The 23,106-nt window shown below is 49.0% G+C and carries 15 protein-coding genes and 2 pseudogenes; all 17 read right to left on the minus strand.

Features of this window, described 5'->3' with window-relative positions:
• Positions 1–142: 142 nt before the first annotated feature.
• Positions 143–5,338 (minus strand): InlB B-repeat-containing protein, encoded by a 5,196-nt coding sequence (locus ASG89_RS01590; RefSeq protein ID WP_057308540.1) that lies wholly within the window; start codon positions 5,336–5,338, stop codon positions 143–145.
• Between the two features lie 326 nt (positions 5,339–5,664).
• Positions 5,665–5,775: pseudogene (locus ASG89_RS35300) on the minus strand (SDR family oxidoreductase); the annotation flags it as partial.
• Positions 5,742–6,092 carry an ABC transporter substrate-binding protein gene (locus ASG89_RS01595; protein WP_082592601.1) on the minus strand — a complete coding sequence of 117 codons (351 nt, stop codon included), beginning with the start codon at positions 6,090–6,092 and terminating at the stop codon, positions 5,742–5,744. The gene ASG89_RS01595 and the pseudogene ASG89_RS35300, both read right to left, overlap by 34 nt.
• A gap of 206 nt (positions 6,093–6,298) precedes the next feature.
• Positions 6,299–6,868: a sensor histidine kinase gene (locus ASG89_RS01600; RefSeq protein ID WP_321166464.1), complete on the minus strand. Its 570-nt coding sequence runs from the start codon at positions 6,866–6,868 to the stop codon at positions 6,299–6,301.
• Positions 6,869–7,114: 246 nt separating this feature from the next.
• The gene (locus ASG89_RS01605) at positions 7,115–7,411 is read right to left on the minus strand and encodes an ABC transporter ATP-binding protein (protein ID WP_057308543.1); all 297 of its coding nucleotides are present in this window, start codon (positions 7,409–7,411) and stop codon (positions 7,115–7,117) included.
• Positions 7,411–7,992, minus strand: a complete 582-nt coding sequence (locus ASG89_RS01610; protein WP_235549547.1) for an IS110 family transposase — start codon at positions 7,990–7,992, stop codon at positions 7,411–7,413. Before ASG89_RS01610 ends, ASG89_RS01605 begins: the two co-directional genes overlap by 1 nt.
• 229 nt (positions 7,993–8,221) lie before the next feature.
• Positions 8,222–8,482: pseudogene (locus tag ASG89_RS35305) on the minus strand (TrmO family methyltransferase); the annotation flags it as partial.
• A 602-nt stretch (positions 8,483–9,084) separates the two neighbouring features.
• Positions 9,085–9,426, minus strand: coding sequence for an endonuclease/exonuclease/phosphatase family protein (locus ASG89_RS01615; RefSeq protein WP_057308544.1), 342 nt, complete (start codon positions 9,424–9,426; stop codon positions 9,085–9,087).
• Between the two features lie 175 nt (positions 9,427–9,601).
• Positions 9,602–12,829 (minus strand): alpha-mannosidase, encoded by a 3,228-nt coding sequence (locus tag ASG89_RS01620; protein ID WP_057308545.1) that lies wholly within the window; start codon positions 12,827–12,829, stop codon positions 9,602–9,604.
• 485 nt (positions 12,830–13,314) lie between these two features.
• On the minus strand, positions 13,315–15,960 hold the full coding sequence (locus tag ASG89_RS01625) for an OmpL47-type beta-barrel domain-containing protein (RefSeq protein ID WP_162259664.1): 2,646 nt from the start codon (positions 15,958–15,960) through the stop codon (positions 13,315–13,317).
• A 154-nt stretch (positions 15,961–16,114) separates the two neighbouring features.
• Positions 16,115–16,867, minus strand: a complete 753-nt coding sequence (locus tag ASG89_RS01630; RefSeq protein WP_057308547.1) for a Cof-type HAD-IIB family hydrolase — start codon at positions 16,865–16,867, stop codon at positions 16,115–16,117.
• Entirely contained in the window at positions 16,854–17,834 is a 981-nt protein-coding gene (locus tag ASG89_RS01635; protein ID WP_057308548.1) for a DUF1861 family protein, read from the minus strand. The genes ASG89_RS01630 and ASG89_RS01635 overlap by 14 nt, the downstream gene beginning before the upstream one ends.
• Before the next feature lie 88 nt (positions 17,835–17,922).
• Positions 17,923–18,621 (minus strand): MgtC/SapB family protein, encoded by a 699-nt coding sequence (locus ASG89_RS01640; protein ID WP_057308549.1) that lies wholly within the window; start codon positions 18,619–18,621, stop codon positions 17,923–17,925.
• An 11-nt stretch (positions 18,622–18,632) separates the two neighbouring features.
• The gene (locus ASG89_RS01645) at positions 18,633–19,595 is read right to left on the minus strand and encodes an MTP-1 family protein (RefSeq protein WP_057308550.1); all 963 of its coding nucleotides are present in this window, start codon (positions 19,593–19,595) and stop codon (positions 18,633–18,635) included.
• Positions 19,596–19,610: 15 nt separating this feature from the next.
• On the minus strand, positions 19,611–21,158 hold the full coding sequence (locus ASG89_RS01650; RefSeq protein WP_235549560.1) for an extracellular solute-binding protein: 1,548 nt from the start codon (positions 21,156–21,158) through the stop codon (positions 19,611–19,613).
• Positions 21,159–21,229: 71 nt separating this feature from the next.
• Positions 21,230–22,108 (minus strand): carbohydrate ABC transporter permease, encoded by an 879-nt coding sequence (locus ASG89_RS01655; protein WP_235549548.1) that lies wholly within the window; start codon positions 22,106–22,108, stop codon positions 21,230–21,232.
• 32 nt (positions 22,109–22,140) lie between these two features.
• Positions 22,141–23,103 carry an ABC transporter permease gene (locus ASG89_RS01660; protein ID WP_082592566.1) on the minus strand — a complete coding sequence of 321 codons (963 nt, stop codon included), beginning with the start codon at positions 23,101–23,103 and terminating at the stop codon, positions 22,141–22,143.
• Between the last annotated feature and the right edge of the window lie 3 nt (positions 23,104–23,106).

A 23,106-nucleotide genomic window follows, 5' to 3' on the forward strand; every position in this document is an offset into this window, starting at 1 on the left:
ATCCGATTATAGTTTAAGCACAAGAGTTCGGTGAAGTTGATAGTAATTGGCCTAACCAGTCATCAAGCTCAACGAAACTAGCTTTGGGATATGCCGTCAAGAACACAAAGGACAGTACCCCGCGGGTACTGTCCTGGAATACCTATTTACTTACATTGCCTAGAGTGGTCAAAATTGTAACAGCCTCTGCTCTCGTCGTATAACTGGCGGGATTAAATCGATTCCCTCCTACACCTTGCATAAGACCTTGCGATTTCAGTTCCGCCACTGCGCCTCGAGCCCATGCAGGAATGCTCTCGTCGTCCGTGAACCCGGTCGAATCCAATTCGCCCTTCAGCCCAATCGCCTTGGCGACCATCACCGCCATCTCAACTCGCGTGATCTCGGCATTCGGGCGGAATGTACTGTCGTCATATCCGGTAATAATGCCCGCCTGCACGGCTTTCGCCACCGCATTACTAGCCCAGTCAGGAATCTGCGCCGCATCCTCGAAAGTCGATTGCTCCGCCGCTCCCGAATGCTCGACCGCGTTCATTAACATCACTGCGAACTGAGCTCTGGTGACCCTGAGGTCCGGCCTGAACGTTCCGTCCGAATAGCCAGTCACGATGCCGCCGAGGGCGCCTTGGCGAATCGCTTTCGCCGCCCAGTGTCCGGATATGTCGCTAAATTCAACTTCCGGCGTTGACGACCCATTCACCGCCAACACGGCAAATTTCGTGAAGTGATCGACCTCTTCGGTAATGAAACCGCCACTTACTACACCGCCAACCTCCACCCACTCCTGCTTCACTTCGTCATAATAAAAGATGGAAGCCCGCTGGTCGCCGCTCAGTTTCGCTGAATCGAAGGCAAACGTCAGCTTGATGCTTCTTTTGAATTTACCTGGGACATTCTTCATGACTTCGAATACTTGACTTAACAGCACTTCGTCATTCGCAAGCAAATCCTCCGTGTCCAACAAGGTTTCAATCGTCAATCGTAAATTCTCGTCCATCGCATCAGCAGGTATCTCGATGGTGATCTCATCGTCGTTCAGACTAACTTCTCCCGGCCGGCCGACGGGAAGCGACAGCTCACCATTGTCGGAGACAACTTCGCTGTTGTCAGATTCAACTTCGCTATTATCTGGTACGACCGGACCGCCGGCGTTTCCACTCGATACGATCATCCACTTGGCATACAGCGTTATATCTCCGCTTATCGTATCCGTCGCGAAGTCCCATGACGTTACCTGGCCCACATCGCGATACCAGCCCGTGAACGTGTAGCCCGCTCGCGTCGGGTCAGTCGGCTTCGTGATTGTCGCTCCGGCGCTTACGTCGGTCGCACTGTCCACGGCGCTGCCTTCCTGCGAGTCGAACGTTACAGTATAGGTCATGACCCCAGAAACCCATGAAGCTAGTAACAAGGTAGAGTCTGTCACCGTATCCGTCGCGAAGTCCCACGGCATCCCATTCGCCATATTAATCCAACCAAGAAAGGTGTAGCCTAGCCTAGTTGGCAACGGCGGTTCACTGATCTTATCCCCCCAACTGAGGTCAGTAATAAATGTCGGTTCGCTTCCGTCGTTCTTATCGAACGCCACCATATACGTCTCGGTCTCCCACTTCGCATACAGCGTGAGATTCGTACTCACCGCATCGATCTCGAAATTCCACTCCGTGGCATAACCCGTTTCCCTATACCAGCCCCCAAACGTATAGCCCACTCGCACCGGATCAGCCGGTTTAGCAACGATAGCCCCAGAGCTTACACCAGTCGCGTTGTCCACCGTGCTGCCTCCCTGCGAATCGAACGTTACTGTGTAAGCGACGACCCATTTCGCATACAGCGTAAGATTCGCGCTAACCTTATCGGTCGAGAAGTTCCACGCTGTCGTACCGTTCGCATCCTTGTACCAACCCGCGAACGCGTATCCTGCTCTAGTCGGATCGGTCGGCTTCGATACAGTCGTCCCAGTGATGACGTTGATCGCGCTAGCCACGACGCTGCCCCCTTGCGAATCGAACATCACCGTACGCATCGCGCTAGAATCCGCCGTCCACTTCGCGTACAACGTCGTATTCGCGTTAACCGCGTCCACCAGGAAGTTCCATGGCGTCGAATAGCTTGTATCCTTATACCAGCCTGCGAACGTATAGCCTGTTCTCGTCGGATCGACAGGCTTCGCAAGAGTGTTCCCGGCTCGAATGGACGGTGCGTTCGCTACCATGCTTCCTCCCTGCGAATCGAAGAATACCGTGTAAGTGACTTCCTTCCATAGCCCATAAAGCATCACATTGCCGTTCACCGTATCTGTCGCGAAGTCCCAAAACTTATTATTCTCTACGTCATACCAACCAAGGAACTCATAACCCTTTCTCGTCGTCTCTTCCGGTTCGTCTATCTTTTCTCCTTGGTTAATACCGATTATACTTGCCACTGGGCTTCCCCCCAACGAATCAAACGTTACAGTGAACGTATTCGGCGGAATAAGCTCCCAATTCGCGTATAACACGAGGCTTTCGCCTATTGAATCGGACGTGAAATCAAAAGGAATGAAGGAGCTGCTTCGGGTTGACCATCCCTCGAACGTAAAGCCCTCTCTCGTCGGATCAACAGGCCTTGGGACGCTTCCGCCAGCGATGATTCCTGTTGCGCTCGCCACAGCGCTGCCTCCCTGCGAATCGAACGTCACCGTGTAGGCGACATTCCATCTCGCGTACAGCGTCATATTTTCCGTCACCTTTTCCTTGAAGCTCCAGAGCGTCCACAGTTCCGCTTCTCTGTACCAACCCGCGAACGCGTAGCCCTCTCTCGTCGGTTCGGCCGGTTGCACGGCGGTCGTTCCGGAGATGATGTCGGTCTCACTGGATACGGCGCTTCCTCCTTGCGGATCGTACATCAATGTGTACGTGATTATGGAGACGAGCTCCCACCTTGCATATAAGGTAAGATCTCCGTTCACCTTATCGGACTCGAAGCTCCATGGCGTCGTATGGCCTGTATCCATATACCAACCTGCGAACGAATAGCCATCTCTCGTTGGATTAGCCGGCTTCATGACGGTAGTGCCGTCGATGACTCCGGTCACGCCAGCCACCGCGCTGCCTCCCTGCGAGTCGAACGTCACCTGATAGAGTGCCGTCCATTTTGCGTAAAGAGTCATTGCCGTCTTCACCTTATCGATCACGAAGTTCCACAGCGTCGCGTAGCTCTCATCCTTGTACCAGCCCGCGAATAGGTAGTTCACTCTCGTCGGATCGGCAGGCTTCGCGAGTTTCGTGCCGACGCTCACGCCGATCACGTTAGCCACCGTACTGCCTCCCTGCGAGTCGAACGTTACGTTGACGGGAGGATCGACCTCGCGAATGACGTTCAGCCTATAGGTCTGTTTGGTGCCGTCCAGCGCGGTTACGACCACATCGACATCGTTGCTTCCCAAGTTCAATGAGATAGGAGCCGATTCAACCCCACTAGCCGTCGCCAGGCCATTGATCTGCAGCCCCGCTCCGGGAACCGCGGTTGCCGCCGTCACCGTCAAGTTGCTGATATCGTGCGCAGCATTGACGATATACCGGGTCTTCGCGTAAGTGAAGTCCGGTTGGAGCACGCCTCCCGTTACCTGCAAGGAGCTTAGATTCGCGATGCTGTATTGCGCAATCAAACCTCGAGAACCGACAGCGACATACATACCGTTTCCGTAGACCGCGTCCTCGAATGTGGCCGCAGGCCATTTGGCGGAAATCTCGGTATTCTTCGCACCCCTAATGTCTCGCCACGTCAAACCGTCATTGGAAGTATACATATAACCATAAATACCTACCGCTAAGAAAGTGTCGTTTACATATTCAACGGACTGCCATTTATAAACGTACGGTATAGCCTGCTTAACAGTCCAACTGGCACCGCCATCGCTCGAGGTCGCAATCTCCCCCGCTGAAGCTGTCACAACAAATTTGCCATTGCCGTAAGCAATCGAAGTCGGATATAGGTTATTGATCGGAGCTCGACTCGTCCAGCTTACACCGTCTGGAGATGTCCACACTCCGCCACTATTCCCAAGCGCAATGAACTGACCGCCTCCGTAAGCGACATCGACCAATCTTTGCGTCACGCCCGATGTCTGAATAGTCCAATGGGTCCCATCAGCAGAGGTCAGTACCCTTCCATCTAAGCCCACGGCTACGAACGTACCATTGCCGTATTCGACTCCGTATAATGCATCCTCCACGCCTGATGCGGCTGTGGTCCAGTCCGTGCCGTTCACCGAAGTCTTAATGACCCCGTTAAGCCCGACCATCACGAACCTTCCTTCTCCGTAGACGGAATCCAGATAAGCCTCGAACACTGCGGGGAGTTGATTCCAATGGGCCCCGTCAGTGGAGGTGAGGATTAGGCCGATATTCCCGCCGGCGACGAACAACCCATTCCCATAAGAAACGGTATAGATGTCAGTGGACGTGCCCGATACCGGATATGACCAGCTGTTACCGTCACCGAAAACAGAAAATCCTTTGGTGCCAACCATCACAAACTTACTTGCACCGTATGCCACTCCAGAAAAATCTTCGGACGCTCCCGATTGACGATTCTCCCATGTCACTCCATCGACGGATGTATAAGCCGCGTTTTTCATCCCGACAGCCACATAGCGGCCTTCGCCATGCGTGACGCTCAGCAGGTCAGCCAATCCTTCCGGCGTAAAATATCTTTGCCAGGTTACTCCGTCCGAGGAATGTAAAATGCTGCCGTAGTCACCGACCGCCACGAATCCATCGTCGCCGTAAACGACATCTTTCAACTTTCCGGACGTGATCGAGGCATTGGTCCACGTTACTCCATCATCCGAGGTAACGACGATCCCGTTAGTCCCGGCAGCGACATAAACACCGTTGCCGTATGCAATTCCGCTTAACGTGTTCGTTACTCCAGAATCTTGAGATATCCAGCTTATTCCATCATTAGAGGTTACAATCGCCCCCCCGATGCCCACAGCGACGAATTGCCCTTCCCCATAAGCAACGTCAAACAAATAATTATTCGTATTCGAGATTTGATTCGTCCAGGTGATTCCGTCTCGAGAGGTAACTATCCCTCCGCTTTTTCCGACAGCCACATAGAAGCCATCTCCATAGGCAACTCCGTATAGCTCAAATAGAGATTTCGTTTCGTAGTTCTCCCAACTTAATCCATCCTCGGAAGTCCAAATCTTCCCGCCGCTTCTTCCCAAGAAGTCTTTCCCCACGCCGACCGCCACAAACCTGCCATCCGCGTAGATCAGATTATTTACCGTTCCATCGGCCGCCACATCCGCCGAGACCGTATGTGCTGCAACAGGCCATATTCCTGCCATAAGAAGTAGGGTTAATAATAGTGATAGTAATCTTCTACACAAGAGCAGTCTCTCCCTTAAACTTTTATATATGATAACTATAAAGCAAGACGGAATGGAATTAACCTACCCTCGGGGGTAGGTTGAAGCTATAAATCGGGTAGGATTGATACAAACTGACTCTACGATGTAGTTTTGTCGTGTTTCTTTGTCTGAAAGCTAGTTCTCCAAGAAGTAAGAGGAGATGCAGGAAAGTATTTCAGTCGTATCAAACATAAAAACAGCGGCAGCAATGGACAAGTAAATAATGTCCTAGAGCTCCGCTGTTTTTATTTGGCTATCTAACTTTACAAATGAGAGCCCCCACTGGCATCAATCAATTGGCCGATTACCCAGCGACTATCGGAAGAAGCTAGAAAAGCAGCTATATCCGCGACATCTTCTGGTTGCGCCCACCTTCCATTAACGGATCAATGGCGTTAACAAAGACATGATTATTGGAAAAGGCATTCGTTTTCTTGAGAACTGGATTATTTTTGAGTTCTTTAAGTGCATATTCTGTACCTTTATTTTCGCTAGTTGAAAATTGTAAAAATAAATAATCCGGATTCATCGCTGCCAGCGACTCAACCGAAATGGCATCCTGTGCCTTCGCCTGCTCGACCTGCTTCGGTAGATCAAAGTAAATTAAGAAAGTAAGAAAACGCTTCCAACCCAAGGAGGAATGGTTTATGTAAGTACTTCGTCGTTCGTTTTTTATTGTTATGGTTGTCATTGCGTCCCTGTTCGGCAGCTTAACTGCCAGTGCTGCCGTGTACGGGAGCAGAACCGTCGACTTCACGCAATGGGCAGTATGGACGACTTATGGAACCTCGCAAGTTAATACCGATTTCGGTAATACGAAAACATTACAAGGAGGAAGCCGAATTAAAGTCAATGACCAAGGCGAATTGCGTTTGCGTCCTAAACTGCCGGTTTACATTAGGTACTCGGCATCCTTAGCAGCATTCTTGTCCTGGTTAAAGTCTCGCTTTCGATTGATAATCCAAATGCTTCCCCGTATACCATCTGTATACGCCGGTGCACATTGACTAAGCCAATTCCACCTTTGTGACCGGGTTCAAGATCAAGCAGTTTATTCAGCTTCAATTTCTCTGTCAGCTCATTCAATCTCGTATTTGTCATACCCACGCCGTTATCCTCTACGGTAACGATAAATTCACCATCCTCTATATAAGCGTCAATTCGGATGTAGTGATGAGGTTCAAGGCCGTCTGGGAAAGCATGTTGGAACACATTTTCAACATGCGGCTGCAGGGTTAGTCGCACCATATTTCGAAGTAAATACTCGGGAGGTATAATGACATCAATTTCAAAGTCCCAGCCGGTACGATAATTCATGATCATCATATAATTTAGAACATGTTTTAATTCATTTACTATCGTAACCTCTTCCAAATTTGTCTTAACAGCATATCGGAACATATCCGCCAAATATTTGACAATGCCCATAATTTCTTTAGAATCCTGAATAACCGCATAACAGGCGATCGTTTATAGCGTATTATTTAAAAAATGTAAAGGTCTCGATGCTCCAACGCATTCCGTAGATTCGAATGATCTCCTCTGCACTTACCGTCAGATCGGTGCTGAGGATCGCCGTAGCTGCGAAAGTTGAGTTAGTTATCTTTATTTTAGGTGAATGAATTAACTTTGCGATAAATAGTCAATCCTCTCAAAAAAATCAAAAGCCCTGCGATTTTACATCGCAAGGCCGGTTATTGCTTATATATTCATTTAATCAATTAAACGTCCATCCCGAAACCTCACAACCCGCAACGCCTGCTCCGCAACCTGCCGATCATGTGTAATTACAATAATCGTCCTGCCCTGTTCATTCAGCCGACTGAAAATACCCATGATCTCCGCGCCCGTCTTCGAATCCAGTGCCCCCGTCGGCTCATCCGCCAAAATAATCGGCGGATCGCCAGCCAACGTTCGAGCAATCGCAACTCGCTGCTGCTGCCCGCCGGACAGCTCCGAAGGAAAGTGCTTCCGACGGTCCAGCAAATCAACCGCTTCCAATGCCTGCACTACCAATGGCTCCCGCTGCTTCCTCGATAATCCCCGATAATATCCAGCCAGCGAATGATTCGGTTCTGAAGCCGTATGCTATTCGCCACCCAAAACTCTCGATCGCTCATGATAACGCGCAATCTCTGAAAAGAATGTGATTGCTTCGTGTATTCAGAGTAATACCCCCGACTAACAACATCTGCGATGACAAGAGCGTCCTTCGGATCATTTTTGGAAGGAGAATTATCTCTATTCTCCTTGTTTCTCTTAGTCGTAACTGGGTTCACCAGAACAACGCTTAACCTCTGTTCTACCAACCAATTCGCTAAATTGAACCAGTAGTGTCCCGTCGGTTCCATTCCAATTATTATGTTGTTCAATCGGTGTTTCTGCTGCAACTCACTAACCCAACGGCCAAACCTTTCAAACCCATCTTTGTTGTTGGCAAAGGAAAGATGACGTTTTGAAAGAACAATTCCGCGAAAGTTCGTTGCCTGTGCAACATGGGCATCTTTCGCCATGTCGATGCCAATTACTAAGTGAGTTGGAGTTATTCGTTCTATCCGTTGATTTTGTTCGTCTGATTGCTTAAACTTCATAAAGAGCGCCTCCTTGATGGTGTTGGGTTTCAAACCCGTGGACAAGCCCATCATACCGAGGCGCTCCTTTTTTGACAAAGACCATTTCTTAGGTCCTACAGGAAGGTTCAACAGACAACGGCAGCCTATCGGCCGGCTGCCGTCATGTCTTAATTGAACTATAGTCTCCGTTAGGTTACATTTTCTGCAGAAACTCAGACTCGCTCACACCGATAGAACTCAGCCAGAGTTAACCCCAGTAATTTTTCATGAGGTCTGAGACCCAGAGTGGTTGCTTGATCTCCCGATACTGAGTAAATTCCTTCATTACTGGTTTTAAATCTAGTACTGGTGTCCCATTTATGGCATCAAGTCCTTTAACATAAATCTTTTTGCCTTCACGTATTATTAATTCTACTGTAGTTAGTCCGATTTTGTTTGGTCTATTCTTTCCTCATTGGGCGAAGATTCCCACTTTCGGATACGCTTTGTTATTCCGTGGGTGTCTTGCTTCAATTTCAGGGTCCTACAAAATCTAGAACAACATTAGGGGTTGTTAGATTTGGTGGTCACAAAGAAATTGGTGAGACAGGTTGGGAGTGTACTTCACGAGAAAAATCCATCGAATTGTACCCAATCAGAACCTTCTTCATCTAAGAGTTTGCTAACCTATATTTTGAAGTCGCGGGTGTTGATGCCCGGCGTCTCTCCGCCTGCAGCAGCGCGTTTCACCACAAATCGGTACAGGTTATACCTCTTTTAAAGATCGATCTACAGTCACTGCGGTCGGGTCCAGTTGCGCACCATTTGCTGTTGCTAAGAACGGTGGATTTGAATGGTTAACTGCACCGGAAAGTGATCCGAGGGATACAGTCCGTTCTCGCCATAGTGGTTAATTTCCATCGATTCAACTGTTCCGGCGGCAAGCTGGAAAATCCAGTCAATATGGTGGTCTGTGGTGTTACCGTTATAGTTGCTGACGGTGGAAGAATTATTGAAGTCATGCCCGCTCTGGGTCCAGACATCGCTAAAATCCGACTGTTCAATTATGGAGTAAGCGCTCTCGGTTTCTGGAGAATTAAGATCTCGTCCAATAAATACAGGCGTATCTGCCTAGTATACAATGTTGGAATATTCATCCGTCTTGTTTCCGTATCTCGATGTACCCAGCGACTGGTAGTTTCCGTTAAGATGAGTTACAAAGTAATCGATTTGTGCAGAATAAGCCTCCTGCATGCCGACAATATCGGGACCAAATGAATTGATGACACTCACTGCCCTATCTTTGCGGTTATCCCAGGAGTTTACAGTACCGTCATCCCCGTGCAGATTGCGTACATTAAATGTCATTAGCTTCAGCTGTGCTGTCTGCGTCGCCACCGCTTCTGCGGTTGATACTGGAGCAACTATGCCTACGAGTCCGGCCATCCAAGCACCTAACTTCATTAGTACCATCCATTTTTTCCTCCTCATCATCTTAAGCCCTCTCCATTCTTGGATCTTCTCTTGCTCCCTTCATGCTAAAATATCTGTCTTAATCCTGTAAGTTTAAAAATGCTGCATTTCCTTTCACATCGCGGTGCCGCTATTGCCAAAAAGCGGCCAGCTTCCGCCTCCTCCCGGGTTCATTTTAGGAAAGGGCAATGTTCAGCGTCTTAATCTCATACGGCTCCAAGGCCACTTCGATCTGCTGCCCGCCGTAAGGAAGTGGGGACGGACGCTCCTCCATCAGGTCGGTTTCCTCCGCCGAACGGATTTGGCCGAGATACGGATCCACCGTTACGGCCGCCTTCGTGCGGATGCCACCGAATTCATATAGCCGCACGATCAGTGTCTGGCTGTCCTCGGCTTTTTTGACCGTGTCGATCATGACATTACGGACGTCAGTCTTTATTATTCCAAGCACATCTGGGAGACTGGAGTCGCCATGCACCGCAGATACCATCAGCGGAGCGTTCAGTTCGCACGCAGCCTGATGCGTCCCCGCTTCATACCATCCTCCACTGTGCGGAAACAAGGAGTACGTGAACTCATGTATTCCCTGATCTGCATTTCCATCAGGATATACAGCGGATTTGATCAAGCTCAGACGGATGACATGATTGCGGATGTCGTGTCCATATTTGCAGTCGTTCAGCAGACTGACGCCATAGCCACCTTCAGATAGATCCACCCAGCGCTGAGCAACGGATTCAAAACGGGCATAATCCCAGCTTGTGTTCCAATGCGTCGGTCGTTCCACGTTGCCAAACTGGATTTCGTACGTCGCTTTGGTCGATCGGATTTCCACGGGAAAGGCTGTTTTCAACAGCTGTTGATGCTCGTTCCAGTTTGCACGGGTTTTAAAATCAATACGCGGATGGTTGCGGTACACCGTCAGAAGCTGCTCGATGGTGGAATTATGGTAGCTGTACACCAACTTCAGCACGCCCCGCAGCGGGCCTGCTTCCAGTATGGTCAGCTCCTTCAGATCGTCCACGATGGTCATTTTCTCCTGGTAATAAATATCGATATCCCAGGCGTCATGCTTCATCGGCTTATCTTCGAATACCTGGAGCACGTTTGCCGGTTCGCCCGGCTTCAGCAACTCGCGTCCGGCTTGCTTGTCATAGAGAGAAGCGATTTGACCGTTCTTGTTCAGGCGGATGCTGTAAAACGGCGTCTCGATCCGGTCGGCTGCAATGCTCCAGAAATCGGAGGCATACTCCGCGGGCTGCTGTATGTTCGGAGCGCTTTCAGCCTGCGCTTGTTCCGCGTCTGGTTCGAGGCGTCCATAAACGGTTATATAGCCGTATGCTGGCACATCCTGAACCGCCACCAGGACCTTGTCGGCATCCGCAGTTCTGGCAGCCGCCGCCTGGGTATCCAGCTTCACGCCTTCTGCCGCATACCATGTGAGCCCTGCCGCCCCGTCGATATCAATCTCCGCTAAGAAAGACCGCGTCCAGCCCAGTGCGTTAAAGATCCGGACGGGAACTCCTTTTCCCTCCATTCTACCGATTTCGCCGCCAATCCGCCCATTCAAACCGCCGAATCCCTGTTCAATCGCCGAGAGAGCAAGCTGTTCCGATTCCTCATATTCGATCCTGCTGTCCTCATACACTTCATGGATCGAAGAGCCCGGAATGATGTCATGGAACTGGTTGCGCAGCACGATCTCCCAGCTTTCGGCAAGCTGCTCCGACGGATAGACATGCTCGGGATTCAACACCAGCGCCAACGAGTTCAAGAATTCCGCGTGATGCAGCAGCAGCTCCATGCGCCGGTTCATCCGCTTATTATAGGCCTGGGAGGTGTATGTTCCCCGGTGGCCTTCAAGATACAGCTCTCCATCCCATAAATGCAGCTGCGGCTGATCCTTGACCTGCTCCTCAAGCTGGACAAAGAAATCCTCCGCTCCCCCCGCCTTGACCTGAGGCGCTCCGGGCATATCTTCATAACGACGCACGGCCTCCAGCATATCGCGTGTCGGTCCCCCGCCTCCGTCACCCCAGCCATAAGCCAGCAGCAGCTGGTCATTGATGTCCTTCTGACGGTAATTGTTCCACAAACCCTGGATCGAGGCGCCAGTCACATTGCCGTTGTATGTATAGTAGCTGCTGCCGTCATTATCCGGCGTTGTAATGTAATGCGTCAGCATTTCCGTGCCATCGATCCCTCTCCACGTAAATGTATCGTAGGGAAAACGGTTGTACTGGCTCCAGCTGATTTTGGTCGTCATGAAATAATCAATGCCGCTTTTCTTCAGGATCTGCGGAAGCGCCCAGCTGTAGCCGAACACGTCAGGCAGCCACAGTACGCGATTATCCACGCCGAACTCGTTCCGGAAAAAGCGTTTGCCTGTCAGCAGCTGGCGCACCAGGGATTCGCCGGAAGGAATATTGCAGTCCGCTTCCAGCCACATGGCTCCGGTGGCCTCCCAATTCCCACTCTGGACGCGGTCTTTGATCTTCGCGTACAGCGTAGGGAAGTCTTTTTTTAGGTAGGCATATAGTTGTGGCTGCGATTGAAGAAATACATACTCAGGGAAGCGGTCCATCAGCGTAAGAACCGTCGAGAACGATCGTCCAGACTTCTCACGAGTATGCTGCAGACGCCACAGCCAAGCTACGTCGATGTGACAGTGTCCCACCGCCGTAATTTGTGGACGGGGGCCACGCGGGATGGCCTCAAGCCGCTCGCGCAGCGTTTGGCGAGCCTGTGCCGCAGATGCATAGAAGGCCTCTGAGCCGGGCCTGCTCCAGTCCAGCTGGCGGAAGGCCGCTTCCAGCGCGTCTGTCAGCGCACGCCTTTCCAGTTGGCGTTCGTCCAGCTGCTTCACAGTTTGCAGCATATGCAGCGACGTATAATACAAATCATCCACATCCGCATCCAGAACCGCCACGCTCAGCGAATCAATGCGGTGATCAAACGGCATCCGACCATCCGGCACCTTCAGTCCGCTCCATGCATAAATGGCCAGCTCCACATGGCCCGCCTCCACCGCGCTTCTCGGGAAAAATAACTCTGCATGATTGCGATCAAGCGCCTGCAGCGGCTCCCCGTCCAGATAAACCTGTGCTTCATACCCTCTGGTATTTCCTCCGCTTGTTTCCCCGAGCTTGATGAGACCAATCACATCCTGCCCTTTCCAACTACTTGGAAATTCGACCTTCATAATAAACCAGGCATAACGGTCTCTGCCGCCCCAGCGGTCACCAACGCAAACCACCGTTCCACCTTCCATCTGCTGACGCGCTTCATCCAAATCCTTCACATCTGGAACAATATTAACGTCAATTAACGTCCGACTTTCGCGATATCTTAATCCAGTGAGTTCCCGGATGCGGCTTTCCAATTTCTGCAGTACGAATCTCATGCTTAATTTTGCTCCTCCCATTTGCTTCGATTAGCCTGTTACAAGAGCTCTCTATTGAAACCGGCAAGACTTATAATTTCCATCCTAAAATAATATTTGAAAGCTGTAACTCTCAAAAAGCTGCTATTCCTTCCAAATTACGGTTTTCCATTTTTTAAAAAACCGGCTACCATTTTAATATTTGATGATAACGCCCCTTTTTAAGCCCCTTCTGCACCTTAAAATCTCCCATACCTTCTCTCTATCGCAGTCTTGTTGTACTGGAATCGTAATCGTTCAAAAGTGGAAATTGAATCAATACACTCACCTACTCCAGATTAATACCCAAATAATACCAAAAAAAGTACAGCATCCTCAATTTTATTGAGTGGGCTGTACATTTGATGCATCTAAGGAATTTTTTCAGTGTTCTCCCTGTAGTGATGGGCTTTTCCTGTTTCCTTTCTGGACGGCAGCCCAGTCCAAATTTGGAATAGGATCAAAATTTATTGCAACTCATGAACATACTTGATCAGGAGATTTGCATCCTCTTCATTGATTTTTTTTCCTTTCTGTGCTTGAACTTCGTTGATGAAAGCCTTGAATTGTCCGTGCTGAAGCTTATTGACCAGAGAGCCTGCGATGCCTTGATCGCCGCTGGAGCTGGCATTCCAATCTTTGATGAGTTGGGTCAGGCTAGCCAACGTAACCTTGACTGTAACCGTCGTTGAGGCCGAACCGGTATTTCCGGCCGCATCCGTTGCATAAGCCGTAACCCTATTCTCACCGACGTTCAACAGGTAAGCCGGACCGTTCATCAATGGAGCAGAGCATGAGTTGTAAACAAGACCGGACACGGTATCCGAAGCCGTGCAGGTGACCGTTACCGTCTGATCGATGGTATATGTTCTTCCCCCGCTGATCTGAATGTCCGGCGCCGTCCGGTCAATGGAGAAGGTAACCATTTGAGGTTGTTCTTCATTTCCCGCACTATCGATCGACCGGAATGTTAACGTATAAACACCGTCTTCTTCAAAAATAAGATCATGCAAGTACGGTTTCCAAGTTGTTCCTCCGTCCAGACTATACACCGTTCCCGTAACGCTAGACTCTTCATCCTTTGCGCTTAAATGAACACTGACACTGCTCGCATACCAATTGTTTGGCTTCAAGCCTTCCAATACAGCTGTGGTTGTCGGCGGTGCCTCATCATCGCCCAGCTCCACTGCTGGGCGTACTGAGAGCTCGCTAATGCGGAACGACTTTGCCACTCCGATCGGGAACAGCTTGATGATGAAACTTTTTTCACCGTTCCAGCCAGTTGCCTTCCTCAGGTCGAAGTTGAATTCGCCCGTTTTATTCGTGTCCCCTTGTATCTTGATATCTCCCGACCCTTGATTTGGTTTCGTATGAAGCTTAAGCGCCCACATTGCCCCCTCGTCCAGACTGTCAATCTTGACGCGAAGGATGGGAAGATCGGTAAGATTGTAAGTCACCGGAATCCCGGCATATCCGAATGCCCTGCCAACAGGACCATCTACGCTGATCAATCCGATGCCGTCTACCGCTGTAATTTTGCCGTATCTCAAGTCCGTCCAGTCCGAGACGTCGGTGAAATCCTCGATCTGCACCGGCTGAACACCAGCTGTTGGCAGCCTTTCCCCAGCATAGAGCGTAGAATCATATCCAAGTATCCGTGTATACACGAGAACTTTCGTCGCGCCGGGTGGAACCGGTGTTTTGTCAAACGTATAAATGACGTCGACCCCACTCGCCGGGATCGTCGCGATCGGCTGTACGCCCGACAGCTTCCCGCCTGCATCCCCCCAGTACAGCGCGTATTCCTGCTCATCGGCCGGTGCGCTCGTCGGCGTGATGGTTATTGTGCCGCTTAGCAATTGATTGGACGATACGGCAACCGACAGGTACGGCTTGCCTAGCGACAGATTCGCCAATTCGGAGATTGGCTTCGAAGGAGCCGAGGGGACAGATTCGCCTACTGCGTTCACGGCCGTCACGTTAAACGTGTATTCACCGTCCGCGTCCAGCCCCGTGATGGAGATTGGGCTCGCGCCTCCCACTACTGTTTTGACGATAGTACCATCCCGCAATACTGTCACCTTATACTGGAGAACCTCGCTGCCGCCATCGTCCGGAGACGGAGCGAAGATCACCTTGGTCAGGTCCTCCCCTGAGGCGGAATAGACGTCGCGAGGCGCACTGGGAACAGTTGTACCCACGCGGCCAGTTAGCGGAATTGCCACGGCCAATTGAACCGGATAATGATCGGAAGGGTAGAGACCATCTTCGTTGTATCTGTTGATCTCGATGGATTGGATCTGGGATACGTTGCGCTGGAAAATCCAATCGATATGTCCTGTATTCGTTGAACCGTTAAAGTCACTGTAGGTGCCGTCGTCATCCGTATAGACATGCCCGGCGCCCGCCCATGTATCATCCAGGCTCGAATTTTGAAGCGTTTGGAAAGCCTGGCTGTTCTCCTGCACATTGAGATCACCACCGACAAATACGGGCACATCAGGCGAGATCACATATTTGGCGATTTGATCCAGAATAACGGAAGCGCCTTGGCTCTGAGCGCCCGCTGTCAATCCGAAATGGGTATTGAAGTAGTAGAACTCGGCTTTCGGATCATCTTTTGCCCTAAACTTGGCCCAAGTACACATGCGGGGGTAAGCCGGGTCGTAGATGCTTTTGCTGCCCACGACATCCGGATAGTCGCTTAACCAAAATTGTCCCGATTGCACCACATCGAATTTATCAGAACGATACACGATGTTGTTATATTCATCTTCTGTATTGCCAAATCGCGAGGTCCCGATTGAATCATACTCATATTGTTCGTTCAAATTGTTAAGCAAGTATGCAATCCCGGATTGATGACCTTCTTGCATCCCTAATACATCGGGACCGAATGAGTCGATTGCTCGAACGACTACGTCTTTGTGGATATCCCAATCCCCAGCCTCCCCCGCTCCGCCGTTGCGGATATTGAACGTCATCAATTTCAGGTCGTAAGACCCATCAACCGCAGCCTCTGCTCTATGGGCTGAGTGCGTACCAAACCCCAATCCGGCAAATGCTAGCATGCCTATAAACAGCAGAATAATGCACTTTTTTATACCCTTCATTAATTCCTTCACTCTCCCTGTTTCTATATTATTGTTCACCTTTTTAGCATAAGAAAGGCTCGCGATTCGAAAACTGGTCCCAGTTTTCAATTTGTCGCAAACTGCTTTCAAAATCCGGCATTCTCCTTCACATTCGAGCATTCGCGATACATCGTCATCGCTCACCTAGTAAATAGGTCCGAATAACCTGGGCTACACCATCTTCATCATTAGTTCCCGTAATGGCCTTAGCCGCCTGCTTTACTGTTTCCTGAGCGTTGCCCATAGCAATCCCCAAGCCTACGGAACGAATCATCTTCAAATCGTTCAGGCTATCCCCGCAGGCGACAACTTCTTCCATCTTAATGCCCCGAAGCTGACAGATCTCCCTGATGCCACTCTCCTTGCTGATTCCTAACGGGTTGACTTCGATGTTGGATGAACTTGAGTTAGTCAGCTCATACTGGCCTGTCGCTTCTAGAATGCGAAGGATATCCGCCAGTTGATCAGGATGTTCAGAACGAAATCCGAATTTGAGCCATTGCGCCTCATCCTTCAGTTCCACTTGTTCCAACCAGCGATCTTTCGTAAACACGTCATCCACGGTATAGGCCCAGTACCAGCAACCCATTTTCTCAGCCAGGGCCTGCAAATCGGCAACCCATTTTGCTTCCAACAGATGCCGTGTCATAAGGACATTGGGTGCTTCCCACACCTCACTGCCATTGACAGATACCATGGGCGAAGTCAGGTTCAATTCCTTGATGTAGGGCTCAATACTCTGTACCTCTCGTCCCGTAGCGAACATCACGGAAATCCCACTTTCAATAGCCCTATGAATCCATTTGCGGTTTTCCGCGGATATCGTGAGGTCTCTGCGCAATAAAGTGCCATCCATGTCGAGGGCAAGCAGCTTATACTTTGTCATTGACGGCTTCTCCTAAACACACAATTTGCCCATACTCGGCAAACGGGTAGTCGATCGTAATGCGGCCCGTTTCGCAATCTCCCAAACCGCTGTACAAGTCCGCTTTCCCGTCCGTTCGCATCACGATTCCGGAGGTAAATACGCAGTCTGTCAGATGGGGCTTTTTAGCAGGTCCCAACGGATAGCAGCTCCGGCTGCCGATAATTTGAAGATCCATGCTTTCATGCTTTACGGGGTCAAATACAAAAGACATATTCAGGTAGACCTTCAACTCTTGACCATCGGCATCCTTTTCCTTGTAGGAAATGTGGCCAATAATCCCCAGTTTCCCATCATCCAACAGGTAAGCTTGGTTCACTCCGCCCCATTCATCCTTACCAAAGATTCCTGGAATATAAGGTGCGTTCGCGACTACGTCCGGCGACAGCTCGCTAAGGCTATCTATGATTGTAAATCCAATCATGGACTCGCTGCCGTATGTCAACCGCATATCCTCTCCGCGAGGCCGTGAGAACACGCCAATGCGGCCATCTGCCAGCTCGATCAAGCGGATATCCTTCATTTTTTGCGGACCCGTGGTGAAATAATACAGATTGTGGACATTGATACCTCGGAAAAAATACCCGTAATAAGTACTTATATTGCCCTTCTCATACTGAACATGGGTGCCTCCGAGTACCAGCTCGTCTCCAATTAAGCTCACGTATGGATCTTCCAACGTATAGATCATACTGTCAGCCACCAACGACCAGGTATCTTTGCCTATTTCCTCGAACAATCGCACCCATGAGCGCGCCCATTCCTCACGCCGTTCGACTCTCCCGAACAAAAAACGTTTTCCATCCTTTTCAAAAGGGATCGAGATGTTATACACATCAAATCCATCGACCCCGTGAAAGGTTAATTTGGCGCTCTCATAGATCCGTTTGCCCTCTTCAAAATTCTTTCTCTGCTCCAGCAGGTTCATCTCGCTCTCCCCATTCCTTATTCATAACGTACATGCATCTCATTAGATAATGAAGAATGCTATTCTGGGAACAGCATTCTTCAACCGCTCACAAGGACTCAACCGAGACCCTCGGCTTCCCGAGCAAGCGAACTATATCGGTGGTAATCGTTTCCAGCATTTGCGGCTTGGGTAGTTTGACCGTAAGCAGGAGGGTGTAGAGCGTTGGCGCGTTCTCCTGATTCTCACGAAATTCAATATGGCGTAGCTCCACGCCGCTGCCATTCAGCAAGGTTGAGATGGAAGCCAGGCAACTGGTCTGGTCATCCGTCATGATGGTGATGATATATTTCCGCTTTCTCTGCAGCCAACGCTTCTCCAGAATATTGAGAAACCAAAGGCTGAATAGAACTAACGTACAGCCAATCACACTGCCATAGTAGAAGCCAGCGCCAACGGACAAGCCAATCGCAGCGACGACCCATAGTGAAGCAGCTGTCGTCAAACCGTTGATCGATAATCCATTGCGCACGATCGCACCAGCTCCGAGAAATCCGATGCCGCTGATAACCTGAGCCGCCAATCTGGACGGATCTACTCGGACCTGTGCTTCATTAACGAAATCGCTGAACCCGTAGATCGACAGAAGCATGATTAAACAAGAACCGATGCATACAAGAATATGCGTGCGGAAACCGGCTGCATGATTGCTTTGTTCGCGCTCAAGGCCAACTGCCCCGCCCAGCAGAAGGGCAAGAAGTAGTCTGAGCGCGATGTCAAGAGGCGCTATGATCCAGGGATTCGTCATCTACCGATCTCCTATGATTGCGATGAGACGATATTCCCATACCCTTCGAACGGGTAATCGATGGTAATCCTTCCTACTTCGCAATCTCCGATGCCGCTGTAGAGATCCACTTTCCCGTCCTCTCTCATGACAATGCCAGATGTGAAAGCGCAGTCCATTAGATTCGTTTTTTTGGATGGACCCGCCGGATAACAAGAGCGTGTTCCTATGATTTTCACATCTGTGGCTTCATGTTTCACCGGATCCAAAATAAATGACATATTCGTGTAAGCTTTCATTTCCTCTCCATCTTCCTGCTTCCACTTGTAGCATTTGTGTCCAATGACGCCAACCATGCCGCTGTCCAGCAAGTAAGCCTGATTGCAGCCTCCCCATTCTCCCTCATCGAACAAGCCCGTAATGTAAGGCGCATTCTCGATGATTTCACCTGATAATTCTTCCAGACTGTTGATCATATCAAAACCGATCATCGATGTACTGCCATACTTTCTGCGCATTTCCTCACTCTTAGGCCTGGAAAATACACCGATCCGGCCGTCAGCCAATTCAACTAGGCGAATATCCTTCATACCTTCAGGCCCTGTCGTAAAGTAATACATATCCTGAATATCCGAACCTTTGTAGAAATAACCGTAATAAGTGTCCACTCTGCCCATTTTGTAACGGACATGCGTCCCCCCTAGCACCAGTTGGTTTCCAATGACACTCAGATAAGGATCCTCCAACTGATAAACCATGGAGTCAGGCACGAGCGTCCACTCATCCTGACCTGTGTTTTCAAACAGACGCACCCAAGATCGCGCCCATTCTTCCCGACGCTCTACGCGTCCATAAATATAGCTTCGCCCCTCCCATTGGAAAGGAATGGAAGCATTATAAACGTCATAACCGTCTACTCCGCGAAAATTCAGCTTTACGCTCTCATAAATGGTTTTATTTTGTTCAAAATACGCTCTCTGTTCAAGTAGATTCATTGTTCTTCTCTTCCTTTACTTTGTATTGGCCGACTTCGCCTTCCATTCCTTATATTGCTTTACATATTCCTGAACCACTTTATCGAGTCCCGCCTTTTTCATCTTCTCAAGTGCAGCAGGGAAGGCTTTGTCGTAATCCAGAATACCCATGTAGATCGGGGTGATGCTGGAAGCAGCTTCTGTCATACTATTGGCATATTCCGCTTTGACAGGGGTCGGGTCAAACAGGAAATTGCTGACAATGCTGTTCTGTGCTTTTTCATTACGCGTATACAGAACCTGGTTATTGGAAGGAATGCCGTTCACATTGTCCGTACGAATCAAATTCACGTTACCGAGCTGTGACTCGGATCCGGAATATCCCGGTTTATTGTCATTGGACGGATCGTTAATTTTTTGCAGACCGCGATCTCCATCCTTCTTATAGTGCTTGCCTTCAATACCATATTGGATGAGGTCATAGTTATCCTGGCCGGCATAGACCCAATCCATGAATTTGACTGCATCATCTACGTGCTTGCTAGTGATTGGAACCGCATTGGCATTCTTAATTGATAGTGGACGCAAGTAAGGCTTCTCCGGATTAAAATATACCGCAGAAATGTCCGTATTAACGGCATCCGGGTTATTTTTCTTAAGGGAACTCAGGTTCCCGGCTGTCCCAAAGGAAATGAACCACTCGCCATTATCGATTTGCGCCTTGACCTGCTCATTCTTCAATACGAGCATATCGGGATTGAGCAGTCCTTTCGTATACGCCTTGCGCATAAATTCTGCGTCTTTCTTGAATTCAGGCGTCTCTATCCATGACTTAATGTCGCCATTCTGATTCACATAGATGAATTTATCTTTGACTGTGAAAGGAAATGAATCGTAAGCTCGGTGCAGGACCGTCGTATGGAATGAAATCGGATCGAACTGGGCATTCCCGGTAAGATACGGCTTGTTTTTACCCTTCCAGTTCTTCATGACCACTTCTAACGTTTGCAGCATTTCATCTGGCGTCTTGGGCATCTGCAAGTTGTTCTGTTTCAAAATATCGAGACGTATGTCGAATTCGCCTTCGCTCGCCATTTCGACCCAGTAGGCAGGGATTACGACCGTCTTGCCATCCGCTTTACTGCCGTCCCAAATATCTTGTGGAATTACCTTTTTCAGATGACTTCCGTATTTATCGACCGCTTGGCTAATATCAGCCAACGCACCTTTTGCCCAATACGTCGAATAGGGTGTCCGATCCTGCATAACATGGAATAAATCGAATTCCTCGCCCGTAGAGAGCATTAAATTAATTTTCTGGTCCCACGCATCCGACGGAATGAACACCTTCTCAATTTCGACGCCTACACCGTCTGCAGCCAACTTCTTGTTGATGAGGTTCATTACCTCTTTGTTATCTCTCGATTCAACACCCGGCACCAAATATTTCAATTTCACCGGTGCCTTCACTTCTTGGTTGCTGCTTGCCTTCGGCTCTGCCGTACCTCCCGTCTCCGAAGTATTGCTGGAGCAACCAGCTAGCACGCCTAGAGCCAGTGTTGTTGCCATTGCGATGGAAAACATTTTTTTCAATACAAACGCCTCCTTTTTATTTTCTTTTTTTATATAAATCCTTCTATATGAAGGATATTATATCAGCCTTTGACGGATCCAATAATCAAACCTTTGACGAAGTACTTCTGCAAATAAGGATATAGCAATACGATAGGACCAATGGTAACAATCGCTGTGGCCATTTTGACCGATTCTGAAGGTAGCGTGACATCCTGATCCCCACCGGAGAGCGTCTTTAACTCATTCAGCATGCTAATCTGGGATTTCAGAGCGAACAATAAATATTGCAGGGGGTACAACGCTTTATTGTCGACCAGCATAATCGCGTTCCACCAATCATTCCAATAATCCAATCCGTAGAACAACGCAACGGTCGCTAGAACAGGCGTGCACAATGGCAAATAAATTCGGAAGGCTATCGTCAGATCGTTGGCTCCGTCAATCGTTGCCGACTCTCGTAAGGCATCCGGAATGCCATTCATGAAATTTCTCATCAGAAATAAATTAAAAGGACTGAACAATAAACCGGGAACGATCAGAGAAAAAATATTGTTAGTCAGATGCAACGTCTTACAAATTAAGTACCAGGGCACGATCCCTGCGGAAAAAATCATGGTAATGAAGAAGTACAGCGCCAAGGCATTGCGGAACTTTACGCTTTTGTTGGATAGCGTATAGGCCGCCATGGCGGTAATCAGTAAAGCTAGACAAGTCCCGATGACCGTTACGGATGTAGAAATCATATAGGAGCGCAATACGCTGGAACCGCCGTTAAAAATTAACTTGTAAGCATATACGCTTAGCTTCTCCGGCCAAAGGCTATACCCGTTCCTACTAATTGTATCCTCATCGGTAAACGAAACCATAAGGACCAGAAGCATCGGCAGGATACAGCAAATTGTGTAGAAAGAAACCACACCGTACATGACCATTTGGGGCAAACTCTTATTTCGCATCATAGTAGAAACTCCTTTCTAGGCAAGTGCCTTCTTTAGTAAAGTGCGCCCTCTTTGAAATATTTCCTGGCGATCAAGTTCGTACCGAAAACCATGATAAATCCAACGATGGATTGGAATAATCCTACAGCCATGGCTTCGGAAGGGTCCCCAATCTGGCGCAGTGACCGGAATACATAGGTATCAATAACATCTGTTGTCGGATACAGAACCCCATTATCATTAACCAGGGCGTAAATCATCCCGAAATCCCCATACATGATCTTGCCTATGGATAGGAGGACAAGAATAACGACAGTTGGCATCATGAGCGGCAGCGTAATTCGAATGCACTGCTGCCAGCGGTTGGCTCCGTCTATTTGCGCAGACTCATAAAGCGAATCATCAATTCCGGCGATCGCCGCCAAGTAAATGATCGCGCTCATGCCCGCACCTTTCCATACTTTCATCAAGGTAAGAATGATCGGCCAAGCATTGGGCTCCGTATACCAATTTACAGGTGTCATTCCCAACATTTTCAGCGCTTGATTGACAACTCCCATGTCCATAGAAAATAGTGCATACAGCATATAGCTGACTACGATCCACGAAATAAAATTCGGAAAAAGCATAAACGACTGGCTAAACTTCAAAAAGATGCGATTCCTCAGTTCATTTAACACAAGGGCAATGACAAGTGCTGATAACGTTCCGAAGCCAATAAACAATAAATTCAGTGAAATCGTATTCCATGTAATCTCGTAGACTTTGTTGGACTTGAAAAAAAACTCGAAGTTTTTCAGCCCGATCCAATCGCTGTTCCAGATCCCCTTCGCATAATTGAATCTTTGGAAAGCGATGATCATATAAGGATATGTCATATATCCAAAAATGAACGTATAGATCATTGCAGGCAGCACAAGTAAATACGAGGTTGGATTCCTGCCGACATCCCTCCAGATCGTGGATCTTCTTTTCTGTGTTCTTTTCACAGATGTTGTTGCAAACTCATTCGTCATTTT

The organism is Paenibacillus sp. Soil766, assembly GCF_001428105.1.
GTDB lineage: Bacteria > Bacillota > Bacilli > Paenibacillales > NBRC-103111 > Paenibacillus_E.